At 65.1% G+C, this 13,603-nt stretch carries 12 protein-coding genes and 3 pseudogenes; 14 read left to right on the top strand and 1 reads right to left on the bottom strand.

Features of this window, described 5'->3' with window-relative positions; translation table 11 throughout:
* Both EN738_RS18475 and nuoF read left to right on the top strand, forming a co-directional pair.
* Positions 1-460 (top strand): annotated as a pseudogene (locus tag EN738_RS18475) (NADH-quinone oxidoreductase subunit E); the annotation flags it as partial.
* Between the two features lie 10 nt (positions 461-470).
* Positions 471-1,367, top strand: a pseudogene (gene nuoF, locus EN738_RS18470) (NADH-quinone oxidoreductase subunit NuoF); the annotation flags it as partial.
* A 46-nt stretch (positions 1,368-1,413) separates the two neighbouring features.
* On the opposite strand, the pseudogene EN738_RS36360 reads toward nuoF, so the two are convergent.
* A pseudogene (locus EN738_RS36360) lies at positions 1,414-1,524 on the bottom strand (NADH-ubiquinone oxidoreductase-F iron-sulfur binding region domain-containing protein); the annotation flags it as partial.
* A gap of 17 nt (positions 1,525-1,541) precedes the next feature.
* On the opposite strand from EN738_RS36360, the gene EN738_RS36355 reads away from it, so the two are divergent.
* From EN738_RS36355 to EN738_RS18415, 12 genes are all read left to right on the top strand, one after another.
* A complete protein-coding gene (locus tag EN738_RS36355; RefSeq protein WP_245494572.1) occupies positions 1,542-1,775 on the top strand; it encodes an NADH-ubiquinone oxidoreductase-F iron-sulfur binding region domain-containing protein in 234 nt (77 codons plus the stop codon).
* A 75-nt stretch (positions 1,776-1,850) separates the two neighbouring features.
* Positions 1,851-2,546 (top strand): NADH-ubiquinone dehydrogenase, encoded by a 696-nt coding sequence (locus EN738_RS18465; protein ID WP_127284946.1) that lies wholly within the window; start codon positions 1,851-1,853, stop codon positions 2,544-2,546.
* A gap of 75 nt (positions 2,547-2,621) precedes the next feature.
* Entirely contained in the window at positions 2,622-4,703 is a 2,082-nt protein-coding gene (nuoG, locus tag EN738_RS18460; RefSeq protein WP_127284945.1) for an NADH-quinone oxidoreductase subunit NuoG, read from the top strand.
* A gap of 2 nt (positions 4,704-4,705) precedes the next feature.
* Positions 4,706-5,749 carry an NADH-quinone oxidoreductase subunit NuoH gene (nuoH, locus tag EN738_RS18455; RefSeq protein ID WP_127284944.1) on the top strand — a complete coding sequence of 348 codons (1,044 nt, stop codon included), beginning with the start codon at positions 4,706-4,708 and terminating at the stop codon, positions 5,747-5,749.
* The gene (gene nuoI / locus EN738_RS18450; RefSeq protein ID WP_127284943.1) at positions 5,749-6,240 is read left to right on the top strand and encodes an NADH-quinone oxidoreductase subunit NuoI; all 492 of its coding nucleotides are present in this window, start codon (positions 5,749-5,751) and stop codon (positions 6,238-6,240) included. Before nuoH ends, nuoI begins: the two co-directional genes overlap by 1 nt.
* 130 nt (positions 6,241-6,370) lie before the next feature.
* Positions 6,371-6,991, top strand: a complete 621-nt coding sequence (locus EN738_RS18445; protein WP_126054028.1) for an NADH-quinone oxidoreductase subunit J — start codon at positions 6,371-6,373, stop codon at positions 6,989-6,991.
* Between the two features lies 1 nt (position 6,992).
* Positions 6,993-7,301, top strand: coding sequence for an NADH-quinone oxidoreductase subunit NuoK (nuoK, locus tag EN738_RS18440; protein ID WP_019858930.1), 309 nt, complete (start codon positions 6,993-6,995; stop codon positions 7,299-7,301).
* A gap of 10 nt (positions 7,302-7,311) precedes the next feature.
* A complete protein-coding gene (nuoL, locus tag EN738_RS18435) occupies positions 7,312-9,285 on the top strand; it encodes an NADH-quinone oxidoreductase subunit L (protein ID WP_127284942.1) in 1,974 nt (657 codons plus the stop codon).
* Positions 9,285-10,790, top strand: coding sequence for an NADH-quinone oxidoreductase subunit M (locus EN738_RS18430; protein WP_127284941.1), 1,506 nt, complete (start codon positions 9,285-9,287; stop codon positions 10,788-10,790). Before nuoL ends, EN738_RS18430 begins: the two co-directional genes overlap by 1 nt.
* 18 nt (positions 10,791-10,808) lie before the next feature.
* Positions 10,809-12,245: an NADH-quinone oxidoreductase subunit NuoN gene (gene nuoN / locus EN738_RS18425; protein WP_127284940.1), complete on the top strand. Its 1,437-nt coding sequence runs from the start codon at positions 10,809-10,811 to the stop codon at positions 12,243-12,245.
* Positions 12,246-12,249: 4 nt separating this feature from the next.
* Positions 12,250-13,071 (top strand): biotin--[acetyl-CoA-carboxylase] ligase, encoded by an 822-nt coding sequence (locus EN738_RS18420; RefSeq protein WP_127284939.1) that lies wholly within the window; start codon positions 12,250-12,252, stop codon positions 13,069-13,071.
* Between the two features lie 20 nt (positions 13,072-13,091).
* A partial coding sequence (locus EN738_RS18415) for a ribonuclease J (protein ID WP_145966873.1) occupies positions 13,092-13,603 on the top strand: 512 nt, incomplete at its 3' end.

Below are 13,603 nucleotides of genomic sequence, written 5' to 3'. Positions count from 1 at the left end.
CGTGGAAAGAGCGGCCAGCGTCTCAGCGCCGCGGCATTCCGCCGCCAACGCCAACAAGGCCTCGCCGGAAGTCGAGGGGGTCTCGAAGCAGCGCAACGGACCGAAGAACAAGGGCGAGCCGGTTGCCGCCTTCAAGTCGCCGGAAGCCAAGCAGCCTGCCGCCGCAAAACCTTCGCTCGACGACAAGAACCGGCCCGCCGGCATAGAGCGCCCGGTCGCGGTGGACGACCTCAAGCTGATCTCCGGCGTTGGTCCGAAGATCGAGGGCACGCTGCATTCGCTCGGCATCTACACCTTCGCGCAGGTAGCATCCTGGAAGAAGGCCGAGCGCGAATGGGTCGACGGCTACTTGAACTTCAAGGGCCGCATCGAGCGCGACGACTGGGTCAAGCAGGCCAAGGCGCTCGCCAAGGGCGGGGTCGCCGAATACATCCGCGTCTTCGGCAAGAAGCCGGTCTGAGGGACGAACCATGCTTCAGGACAAAGACCGCATCTTCACCAACATCTACGGCCTCTTCGACAAGTCGCTCAACGGCGCCATGGCGCGCGGCGCCTGGGATAACACGCCTGGCCTGGTCGCCAAGGGCCGCGAGTGGATCGTCAACGAGATGAAGGCGTCGGGCCTGCGCGGCCGCGGCGGCGCCGGTTTCCCGACCGGCTTGAAATGGTCGTTCATGCCCAAGCAGAGCGACGGGCGGCCGAGCTACCTGGTCATCAACGCCGATGAATCCGAGCCCGGCACCTGCAAGGACCGCGACATCCTGCGCAACGACCCGCACACGCTGGTCGAGGGCGCGCTGCTCGCCGGCTTCGCCATGGGCGCGATCGCCGCCTACATCTATGTGCGCGGCGAGTTCATCCGCGAGCGCGAGGCGCTGCAACGGGCGATCGACGAGGCCTACGAGGCCAAGCTGATCGGCAAGAACAACACCTCCGGCTACGACTTCGACGTCTACATGCACCACGGCGCCGGCGCCTATATCTGCGGCGAGGAGACGGCGCTGCTCGAAAGCCTCGAAGGCAAGAAGGGCCAGCCGCGGCTGAAGCCGCCATTCCCGGCCAATGTCGGCCTCTATGGCTGCCCGACCACCGTCAACAATGTCGAGTCGATCGCGGTGGCGCCGACCATCCTGCGGCGCGGCGCTGCCTGGTTCTCGTCCTTCGGCCGGCCGAACAATGTCGGTACCAAGCTGTTCTGCGTCTCCGGCCACGTCAACAATCCGTGCACCGTCGAAGAGGCGATGTCGATCCCGTTCCGCGAACTGATCGACACGCATTGCGGCGGCATCCGCGGTGGCTGGGACAATCTGCTGGCGGTCATTCCGGGCGGCGCGTCGGTGCCGCTGGTGCCGGCCGAGCAGATCATCGACACGCCGATGGATTTCGACGCGCTGCGCGACCTGAAATCCGGCCTCGGCACGGCGTGCACTGGCCGCAGCTCTCATGCTTGTAGAAGTAGGAGAGCCTGGCGATCGCCTTCACGATATCGGTCGACTTGTCCATCACGATGACCGCCGCCGTGCCGCGAAGGCACCGGCTGGATGTGGCGGGTGATGGAGCGGCTGGTGCGCGGCGAGGCGCAGAAACGCGAGATCGACATGCTGCTCGACGTCACCAAACAGGTCGAGGGCCACACGATCTGCGCGCTGGGCGACGCGGCGGCGTGGCCGATCCAGGGCCTGATGCGGCATTTCCGCGGCGAGGTGGAGCGCCGCATCGACGAGTTTTCGCGCAACGCGCACCGGGTCGAGCCGGTGATGGTGGCGGCGGAGTAAGGTTGGAATTGCGGGCGAAAGCCCGGCGACAGGAATAACGGGCGGGGCATACGAAGAAACGACCAGGAGCACTCGATGGCGCTGTATTCGATACCCTATGTACTGATGCCCGACATGGAACAGTTGGAGAAGATGAACCAGGATCTGACCAGGATGATGCCTAAGGAGATGGCCAGCGCCGTCAATCTCCTGGCGCACCCTGTCGCCGGAGTCGCCGCCATGTCGGCGATAAGCATCGGGCTGGCCAATCATGCCTTCGGTGTCTGGCTGGGCGCGCTTTCGGGCGCCGCAGAAGCCTCGCAGCGGCTGTTCCAGCCAATCGTCGACGATTTCGAGGCGCGGAGCGAGGAACTCGCGGAAGCCCAGAAGACCTCGTCCAAGGCGCGCAAGGCGGCAAAGACGCTGATCGCCGAGGCGCAGACCTTCGCCAGGGATGTGACCGACATCGCCCAGACCAGCGTCGAGAAGGCGCAGGACACCGGCGGCGCCGACACGGTGGCCAGCAGTGCCGCGGCCGGACTGATGCCGGAGGATTTCAGGCAGCCCAAGGCGATCGACAGGCCGGTGGAGCCGGCCGACCTCAAGGCGATCTCGGGCATCGGCCCGAAGCTGGAGAAGGTGCTCAACGGCCTCGGCATCTGGTCATACGGCCAGATCGCGGCCTGGACGGCGGAAGAGATCGCCTGGGTCGAGGACTATCTGTCGCTCGCCGGCCGCGTCGGCCGCGACGACTGGACCAGCCAGGCAACGGCGCTGGCGGCCAAGGGTTGAAATTCAATGCCGGGCGCGGCTCTGGTCGCGCCCGCAAAGAGGGATTGCGGGACGTCCGCAGAGGTTTGAGGCGAGATGGCAAAGCTCAAGGTCGACGGGAAAGAGATCACTGTACCCGACCACTACACGCTGCTGCAGGCGGCCGAGGACGCCGGCGCGGAAGTGCCGCGCTTCTGCTTCCATGAGCGGCTGTCGATCGCCGGCAACTGCCGCATGTGCCTGATCGAGGTGAAGGGTGGCCCGCCCAAGCCGCAGGCCTCCTGCGCCATGGGCGTGCGCGATTTGCGCCCCGGGCCGAATGGCGAGGCGCCGGAAATCTTCACCAACACGCCGATGGTCAAGAAGGCCCGCGAAGGCGTGATGGAATTCCTGCTGATCAACCATCCGCTCGACTGCCCGATCTGCGACCAGGGCGGCGAATGCGACCTGCAGGACCAGGCGATGGCCTTCGGCGTCGATTCCTCGCGCTACCACGAGAACAAGCGCGCGGTGGAAGACAAGTATATCGGGCCGCTGGTCAAGACGGTGATGAACCGCTGCATCCACTGCACGCGCTGCGTCCGCTTCACCACCGAGGTCGCCGGCATTTCCGAACTCGGCCTGATCGGCCGCGGCGAGGATGCAGAGATCACCACCTATCTCGAGCAGGCGATGACCTCGGAGCTGCAGGGCAATGTCATCGACCTTTGCCCGGTCGGCGCGCTGACCTCCAAGCCGTTCGCCTTCCAGGCGCGGCCGTGGGAGCTGACCAAGACCGAATCCATCGACGTCATGGATGCGGTCGGCTCGGCGATCCGCGTCGACAGCCGCGGTCGCGAGGTGATGCGCATCCTGCCGCGCGTCAACGAGGCGGTGAACGAGGAATGGATCTCGGACAAGACCCGCTTCATCTGGGACGGCCTGCGCACGCAGCGCCTCGACCGCCCCTATGTGCGCAAGGATGGCAAGCTCGTTGCGGCAAGCTGGGCGGAAGCCTTCGCTGCGATCAAGGACGAGGTGGGCAAGACGGCGCCCGAGCGGATCGGCGCCATTGCCGGCGATCTCGCCGCGGTCGAGGAAATCTATGCGCTGAAGCTTCTGATGGCGGCGCTCGGCTCGAAGAATACCGACTGTCGCCAGGACGGCGCCGCGCTCGATCCCTCGCTCGGACGCGCCAGCTACATCTTCAACCCGACCATCGAGGGCATCGAGCAGGCCGACGCGGTGCTGATCATCGGCGCCAATCCGCGCTTCGAGGCCTCGGTGCTCAATGCCCGCATCCGCAAGCGCTGGCGCATCGGTAACCTGCCGGTCGGCGTCATCGGCGAGGTCGGCGACACGCGCTACGACTATGAGCAGATCGGCGCCGGTCCGGAATCGCTGAAGGACCTGGCCGACGGCAACGGCAAGTTCTTCCAGGTGCTGAAGAAGGCGACGCATCCGCTGATCATCGTCGGCCAGGGCGCGCTGGCGCGCGCCGACGGCGCGGCCGTGCTCGGCCAGGCGGCCAGGCTCGCCGCGTCCGTCAATGCCGCCCGCGCCGACTGGAACGGTTTTGCCGTGCTCCACAATGCCGCCGGCCGCGTCGGCGGCCTCGACCTCGGCTTCGTGCCGGGCGAGGGCGGCAAGGGCGTCGCTGCCATGCTCGGCGAGACGGACGTGCTGTTCCTGCTCGGCGCCGACGAGATCGACATGGCCAAGACCGGCGGCGCGTTCGTCGTCTATGTCGGCACGCATGGCGACGCCGGCGCGCACCGCGCCAACGTCATCCTGCCAGCCGCCGCCTACACCGAAAAGTCCGGCACCTACGTCAACACCGAAGGCCGCGTGCAGCAGACCAATCGCGCCGGCTTCGCGCCCGGCGACGCGCGCGAGGACTGGGCGATCCTGAGGGCGCTGTCGGATGTGCTCGGCAAGAAGCTGCCCTTCGATTCGCTGCCGCAGCTGCGCGCCAGGCTCTATGGCGAATATCCGCATCTTGCCCGCATCGACCAGGTTCTGGCCGGCAGCGCCGACGACGTTGCCAAGGTGGCGAAGCTCGGCGGTCGGCTGAACAAGGGCACCTTCACCTCGCCGGTGAAGGATTTCTACCTGACCAACCCGATCGCGCGGGCCTCTGCCGTGATGGCGGAATGCTCGGCGCTGGCCAAGAGCGGCTTCAAGCAGGCGGCGGAATAAGCATGGAAACCTTCTTCTCCTTCTACGTGCTGCCGGCGCTGCTGATCCTGCTGAAGTCGGTCGTGCTGATCGTCGTGCTGCTGATCTTCGTCGCCTACATCCTCTACGCCGACCGCAAGATCTGGGCGGCGGTGCAGTTGCGCCGCGGTCCGAACGTGGTCGGCCCCTGGGGCACGCTGCAGGCCTTCGCCGACCTGTTGAAGTTCGTCTTCAAGGAGCCGGTGATCCCGTCAGGCGCCAACAAGGGCGTCTTCCTGCTGGCGCCGCTGGTGTCGGCGGTGCTGGCGATCTCGGCCTGGGCGGTCATTCCGGTCAACGAGGGCTGGGCGATCGCCAACGTCAATGTCGGCATCCTCTACGTCTTCGCCATCTCCTCGCTCGAGGTCTATGGCGTGATCATGGGCGGCTGGGCGTCCAATTCGAAATATCCGTTCCTCGGCGCGCTGCGCTCGGCCGCGCAGATGGTGTCCTACGAAGTCTCGATCGGCTTCGTCATCGTCACCGTGCTGCTTTGCGTCGGCTCGCTCAACCTGTCCGACATCGTCATGTCGCAGCATGATGGGCTCGGCACGCGGCTTGGCCTGCCCAACACCTTCCTCGACTGGCACTGGCTGTCGCTGTTCCCGATGTTCGTCATCTTCTTCATCTCGGCGCTGGCCGAGACGAACCGCCCGCCCTTCGACCTGGTGGAGGCCGAATCGGAACTTGTCGCCGGCCACATGGTCGAATATTCGTCGACGCCGTTCCTGCTCTTCTTCCTCGGCGAATATGTCGCCATTGTCCTGATGTGCGCGCTGGCCACCATCCTGTTCCTCGGCGGCTGGCTGCCCCCGTTCGACTTCGCCCCCTTCACCTGGGTGCCAGGGCTGATCTGGTTCGTGCTCAAGGTCTGCCTGGTGTTCTTCGGCATTTCCATGGTCAAGGCGTTCGTGCCGCGCTACCGCTACGACCAGCTGATGCGGCTGGGCTGGAAGGTCTTCCTGCCGATCTCGCTGTTCATGGTAATCGCCACCGCGGCCTTCCTCAAGCTCACGGGATTTGCGTGATGTCCGCTCTCGCCCAAGCCGCAAAGGCGCTGCTGCTGAAGGATTTCGTCAGCGCTTTCTTCCTGTCGATGCGCCAGTTCTTCGCGCCGAAGGAGACGATCAACTATCCGCACGAGAAAGGGCCGATCAGCCCGCGCTTCCGCGGCGAGCATGCGCTGCGCCGCTATCCGAACGGCGAGGAACGCTGCATCGCCTGCAAGCTGTGCGAGGCGATCTGCCCGGCGCAGGCCATCACCATCGAGGCCGGCCCGCGCCGCAACGACGGCACGCGCCGCACCGTGCGCTACGACATCGACATGGTGAAGTGCATCTATTGCGGCTTCTGCCAGGAGGCTTGCCCGGTCGACGCCATCGTCGAAGGGCCGAATTTCGAATTCGCGACGGAGACGCGCGAGGAGCTTTACTACGACAAGGACAGGCTGCTCGCGAACGGCGACCGGTGGGAGCGCGAACTGGCGCGCAACATCGCGCTGGACTCGCCCTATCGCTGACATTTGACGCATGGACGGGGCGAGGGGCCTCGTCTAAGGAACACGCGGCTTCGCAACCGGAGGCGGAAACGAAGCCAGAAAGAGCAAACAGGACGAACGTCCTGTTTGGACAGGAACCCGGGGGAACCCCATGCTGAGTGGACTAGAGGCGGCTTTCTTCTACCTCTTCGCCTTTGTCGCGGTGGCGTCGGCGTTCATGGTCATTTCGTCGCGCAACCCCGTGCATTCGGTGCTGTTCCTGATCCTGACCTTCTTCAACGCCGCCGGCCTGTTCATGCTGACCGGCGCCGAGTTCCTGGCGATGATCCTGCTCGTCGTTTATGTCGGCGCGGTCATGGTGCTGTTCCTGTTCGTCGTTATGATGCTCGACGTCGACTTCGCCGAGATGAAGGAAGGCGCGCTGCAATACGCCCCGATCGGCGCGCTCGTCGGGCTGATCCTGGCGGCGGAGCTGATCGTCGTGCTCGGCGGCTACACTTTCGCGCCGCAGCTGGCCTCGACGGTGGCCAAGCCCATTCCGGATCTCGCCCAGCGCACCAACACCGCCGCGCTCGGCGATATCCTCTACACGGACTACCTCTATTACTTCCAGATCGCCGGCCTCGTGCTGCTGGTCGCCATGATCGGCGCCATCGTGCTGACGCTGCGCCACAAGCCGGGCGTCAAGCGGCAGTCGATCGCAGCCCAGGTCGGCCGCACGCCGGCGACGGGCATGGAAATCCGCAAGGTCAAATCGGGCGAGGGCATCTGAGATGGTCGTCGGCATCGCGCACTACCTCACCGTATCGGCGATCCTGTTCACGCTCGGCGTGTTCGGCATCTTCCTGAACCGCAAGAACGTCATCGTCATCCTGATGTCGGTCGAGCTGATCCTGCTGGCGGTCAACATCAATTTCGTCGCCTTCTCGGCGGCGCTCGGCGATCTCGTCGGACAGGTGTTCGCGCTGTTCGTGCTGACGGTCGCCGCGGCCGAGGCCGCGATCGGTCTTGCCATTCTCGTCGTCTTCTTCCGCAACCGCGGCTCGATCGCGGTCGAAGACGTCAACATGATGAAGGGTTGACGGGACAGTCATGTATCAAGCGATCGTCTTCCTTCCGCTACTCGGCTTCCTGATCGTCGGCCTGTTCGGCACGTCGCTCGGCGCCAAGGCGTCCGAATACATCACCTCCGGCTTCCTGGTGATCTCGGCCGTGCTGTCGTGGATCGCCTTCTTCTCGGTCGGCTTCGGCGAAGGCGAGGTGTTCACCGTACCCGTGCTGCGCTGGATCCAGTCGGGCGGGCTCGACGCGTCCTGGGCGCTCAGGATCGACACGCTGACGGTGGTGATGCTGGTCGTCGTCAACACCGTGTCGGCGCTGGTCCACATCTACTCGATCGGCTACATGCACCACGATCCGAACCGGCCGCGCTTCTTCGCCTATCTGTCGCTGTTCACCTTCGCCATGCTGATGCTGGTGACGGCCGACAATCTGGTGCAGATGTTCTTCGGCTGGGAAGGCGTCGGTCTCGCCTCCTATCTGCTGATCGGCTTCTGGTACAAGAAGCCGTCGGCCAATGCCGCGGCGATCAAGGCCTTCGTCGTCAACCGCGTCGGCGATTTCGGCTTCGCGCTCGGCATCTTCGGCGTCTTCGTGCTGTTCGGCTCGGTCAATCTTGGCACCATCTTCGCCAATGCGGCGAGCTTCGTTCCGGTGGAGGGCGCCGAGCACGGCGCCGCCGTGCTCACCTTCCTTGGTTATGCGCTCGACAAGCACTCGGCGATGACCGTGGTCTGCCTGCTGCTCTTCATGGGCGCGATGGGCAAGTCGGCGCAGGTGCCGCTGCACACCTGGCTGCCCGACGCCATGGAAGGCCCGACGCCGGTCTCGGCGCTGATCCATGCCGCCACCATGGTGACGGCGGGCGTGTTCATGCTGGCCCGGCTGTCGCCGCTGTTCGAGCTGTCGCATTCGGCGCTGACGGTCGTCACCTTCATCGGCGCCTTCACCGCCTTCTTCGCGGCCACGGTCGGCCTGGTCCAGAACGACATCAAGCGCGTCATCGCCTATTCGACCTGCTCGCAGCTCGGCTACATGTTCGTGGCGCTCGGCGTCGGCGCCTATGGCGCGGCGATCTTCCATCTGTTCACGCACGCCTTCTTCAAGGCACTGTTGTTCCTCGGTTCGGGCTCGGTGATCCACGCCGTGTCCGACGAGCAGGACATGCGCAACATGGGCGGCCTGAGGACGCTCATTCCGAAGACCTACTGGATGATGGTGATCGGCACGCTGGCGCTGACCGGCGTCGGCATTCCGGTGACGGTCATCGGCACCGCCGGCTTCTTCTCCAAGGACGCCATCATCGAGAGCGCCTTTGCCAGCCACAACCTGTTCGCCGGCACCGCCTTCGTGCTGCTGGTCGTCGCCGCAGCCTTCACGTCCTTCTACTCCTGGCGGCTGATTTTCATGACCTTCCACGGCCAGCCGCGCGCCAGCCACGAGGTCATGCACCATGTCCATGAATCGCCGCCGGTGATGCTGGTGCCGCTGTTCATCCTGGCCGCGGGCGCGCTGTTTGCCGGCATCATCTTCCACGGCGCCTTCATCGGCGAGGGCTATGCCGAGTTCTGGAAGGCATCGCTGTTCACGCTGCCGGACAACCACATCCTGCACGAGATCCACGAACTGCCGCTGTGGGTCGAATTGGCGCCGTTCATCGCCATGGTCATCGGCTTCGCGGTCGCCTGGAAGTTCTACATCCGCTCGCCGGAACTGCCCGCCAGCGTCGCCGCCAACCATCGCCTGCTCTACGCCTTCCTGCTCAACAAGTGGTATTTCGACGAGCTCTACGACGTCCTGTTCGTGCGGCCGGCGAAGCGCCTCGGCAGGTTCCTGTGGAAGACCGGCGACGGCGCCATCATCGACGGGCTCGGGCCTGACGGGGTCTCGGCGCGCGTCGTCGATGTCACCAACCGCGTCGTCAAGCTGCAGACCGGCTACCTCTACCACTACGCCTTCGCCATGCTGATCGGCGTTGCCGCACTCGTCACCTGGATGATGCTCTGATGACCGCCTGGCCAATCCTCTCGCTGGTCACCTTTCTGCCGCTGGTAGGGGTGCTGCTCATCCTGTTCATCAACGACGACAGCGAAAACGCGCGCCGCAACATCCGCGCCATCGCGCTGTGGACGACGAGCATCACCTTCGTCATCTCGCTGTTCATCTGGAAGGGTTTTGACAATTCGCAGGCCGGCTTCCAGTTCGTCGAGAAGGCCGCCTGGCTGGATTCGGGCATCTCCTACCACATGGGCGTCGACGGCATCTCGATGCTGTTCGTCATCCTGACCACCTTCCTGATGCCGCTCTGCATCCTGGCGTCGTGGGAAGCGATCGAGAAGCGGGTCAAGGCCTACATGATCGCCTTCCTGCTCCTGGAAACGCTGATGATCGGCGTCTTCTGCGCGCTCGACATCGTGCTGTTCTACGTCTTCTTCGAGGCCGGCCTGATCCCGATGTTCATCATCATCGGCGTATGGGGCGGCAAGCGGCGCGTCTACGCCTCGTTCAAGTTCTTCCTCTACACGCTCGCCGGCTCGGTGCTGATGCTGCTCGCCATCATGGCGATGTTCTACCAGTCCGGCACCACCGACATCACGACGCTTTTGACGCACAACTTCCCGGCCAACATGCAGACCTGGCTGTGGCTCGCCTTCTTCGCCTCCTTCGCGGTGAAGATGCCGATGTGGCCAGTGCATACCTGGCTGCCGGACGCGCACGTCGAGGCGCCGACGGCGGGCTCGGTGATCCTGGCCGCGATCCTCCTGAAGATGGGCGGGTACGGCTTCCTGCGCTTCTCGCTGCCGATGTTCCCGCTGGCGTCGGAAATGTTCGCGCCGCTGGTGTTCACGCTCTCGGTCGTCGCCATCATCTACACCTCGCTGGTGGCGCTGATGCAGGAGGACATGAAGAAGCTGATCGCCTATTCGTCGGTCGCCCATATGGGCTTCGTCACCATGGGCATCTTCGCCATGAACCAGGAAGGCGTGCAGGGCGCGATCTTCCAGATGCTCAGCCACGGCCTCGTCTCCGGCGCGCTGTTCCTGTGCGTTGGCGTCATCTACGACCGCATGCACACGCGCGAGATCGACGCCTATGGCGGGCTGGTCAACAACATGCCGAAATATGCCACCGTGTTCATGGTCTTCACCATGGCCAATGTCGGCCTGCCCGGCACCAGCGGCTTCGTCGGCGAATTCCTGACCATGCTCGGCGTGTTCAGGGTCAACACCTGGGTGGCGTTCTTCGCGGCCACCGGCGTCATCCTGTCGGCGGCCTACGCGCTCTGGCTCTATCGCCGGGTGATCTTCGGGTCGCTGACCAAGGACAGCCTGAAGGGCCTGCTGGATCTGTCGACGCGCGAGAAGGCGATCATCTACCCGCTGGTGGTGCTGGTCATCTTCTTCGGCGTCTATCCCGCGCCCGTCTTCGACGCCACGGCCGCATCGGTCAAGGCGCTCGTCACCAATGTCACCGCATCCATCGGCTCCGCGCAGACCGCGGCGGCGAACTGACCAGGGGTTTTGCGAATCATGACGCCGGACCTTCTCTCCAGCTTTTCGCTCTCGACGCCGGAGCTGATCCTCGCCATCGGCGCGCTGGCGCTGTTGATGGTGGGCGCCTATTCGCGCTCCAACACCACCATGACGGTGACCGGCCTTGCCGTCGCCATACTGGTGCTCGCCGGCTTCTGGGTCGCCTCTTCCGGTGGACAGGGCACGGCTTACGGCGGCGCTTTCGTCCAGGATTCCTTCGCCCGCTTCATGAAGCTGCTGGCGCTGATCGGCTCGGCGGTGACGCTGGTCATGTCGATGCGCTTCGCCAAGCAGGAGCATTTCGACAAGTTCGAGTATCCGGTGCTGATCCTGCTCTGCACGCTGGGCATGATGCTGATGATCTCGGCCAACGGCATGATCGGGCTCTATCTCGGCCTCGAACTCCAGTCACTGGCGATCTACGTGCTGGCGGCGATCAACCGCGACAGCGTCCGCTCGACCGAGGCGGGCCTCAAATATTTCGTGCTCGGCGCGCTGTCGTCGGGCATGCTGCTCTACGGCATCTCGCTGATCTACGGCTACACCGGCAACACCGGCTTCCAGGACATTGCGACAGCGCTCGGCAGCGGCGAGCGCCAGCTCGGCCTCGTCTTCGGCCTGGTGTTCGTGCTGGCCGGCCTTGCCTTCAAGATCTCGGCGGTGCCGTTCCACATGTGGACGCCGGACGTCTATGAGGGCGCGCCGACCCCGGTGACGGCCTTCCTGGCGGCGGCCCCCAAGATGGCGGCGATGGCGCTGATCGTGCGCGTCACCATGGGCGCGTTCAAGCCGATCGCCGCGGACTGGCAGCAGATCATCGTCTTCATCTCGATCGCCTCGATGGCGCTCGGCGCCTTCGCGGCCATCGGCCAGACCAACATCAAGCGGCTGATGGCCTATTCTTCGATCGGTCACATGGGCTACGCGCTGGTCGGCCTCGCCGCCAACAGCCAGGCCGGCGTGCGCGGCGTCGCCATCTACATGCTGATCTATCTGGTCATGACGCTCGGCACCTTCGCCTTCATCCTCGCCATGCGGCGCAAGGAGGGCAATGTCGAGCAGATCAGCGATCTCGCCGGGCTCGCCTCGACCAACCCGATCATGGCGACGATCCTCACCATCCTGATGTTCTCGCTGGCCGGCATTCCGCCGCTCGCCGGCTTCTGGGGGAAGTGGTACGTCTTCCTCGCCGCCATCAACGCAGGCCTCTACGCGCTGGCGATCATCGGCGTGCTGGCCTCGGTGGTGGGCGCCTACTATTATCTGCGCATCATCAAGATAATGTGGTTCGACGAGCCGGTCGGCGGCTTCGTGCCGATGGCCAGCGAGCTGCGCCTCGTGCTTGGCGTCAGCGGCGCCTTCGTGCTGTTCTACGTGCTGATCGGCGGGCCGATCGGCACCTATGCCGAAGCCGCAGCGAAGACCTTCTTCTGACGGGATGGCGTTTCGGCTGGCTCCAACCGCGGCGTCGGAAGGGTTCCGGCTCGAAGCCCATGATACGGTCGGCTCCACCAACGCGCTGGCGCTCGCCCATGCGCGGGCCGGCGATCTGGGCAAGCTGTGGGTCGTTTCCAAAAAGCAGGAAAGCGGGCGCGGCCGGCGGGGCCGGACCTGGGCGACCCCCGAGGGCAACCTGGCCGCGACATTGCTCATCGTCAGCGGCGGCGAATTGCGGCTCGCCGCTACGCTCGGCTTCGTCGCCGGGCTGGCGCTTGCCGATGCGCTCGATGCCGTCGTGCCGCAAGGCAGGATCGCGATCGGCGTTGACGGCGCAAGCCAGGGCAAGAACCGCTTCGAGCTGAAATGGCCGAACGACGTGCTTGCCTCCGGCGCCAAGCTCGCCGGCATCCTGCTGGAATCGGCGCTGCTCGAAGGCGATCGCTTTGCGGTGGCGGTCGGCATCGGCGTCAATGTGGTGGCATATCCCGAGGATTTGCCGTATCCGGCGACATCGCTGCGCGCGCTTGGCGCGAATTGCGATGCCGAGACCCTGTTTCTGGCGCTGTCGGATGCCTGGAACGAGAATGCCCGGCTGTGGGACGACGGGCGCGGGCTTGCCGCCATCAGGCGGCGCTGGCTGGCGCGCGCGGCGGGGCTGGGCGGCGAAGTTGCTGTCAGGGTTGACGGTAATGTGGTGCGCGGGACGTTCGAGACCATTGACGAGGACTGCCGTTTCGTGATCCGCGACGATGCGGGAACTGTCGTGACGATCGCCGCCGGCGACGTGCATTTCGGCGCCGTCGCGTCGGCCCGGGTTTGACGGGCCAGGAAGGAAAGAACATGGCGAAAGCGGAAAACGCCGAACTCGTCTTCGTGCCGCTCGGCGGCGTCGGCGAGATCGGCATGAACTTCGCCCTCTACGGCTACGGGCCGACCGATGCGCGCGAGTGGATCGTCGTCGATGTCGGCGTCACCTTTCCCGACACCGCGCATCCCGGCGTCGACCTGATCCTGCCCGACACGCGCTTCATCGAGGAGAACCTCGACAATCTGCGCGGCATCGTCATCACGCACGCGCACGAGGACCATTACGGCGCGCTGCTCGACATCTGGCCGAGGCTGAAGGCGCCGGTCTGGATGACGCCGTTCACCGCCGGCCTGCTGGAGGCCAAGCGGCAGGGCGAGCAGGGCGCGCCGAAGGTGCCGGCGATGATCTACCGGGCCGGCGAGAAATTCACCATCGGCCCGTTCGAGATCGAGGCCATCCCGGTCGCCCACTCGATTCCCGAGCCGATGTCGCTGGCGATCACCACGCCGGCTGGCACCGTCATCCATACCGGCGACTGGAAGAT

It is taken from the genome of Mesorhizobium sp. M4B.F.Ca.ET.017.02.2.1 (genome assembly GCF_003998955.1).
In the GTDB taxonomy this organism is placed as follows: Bacteria; Pseudomonadota; Alphaproteobacteria; order Rhizobiales; family Rhizobiaceae; genus Mesorhizobium; species Mesorhizobium abyssinicae.
This window is presented reverse-complemented; position numbering and strand designations above follow the sequence as displayed.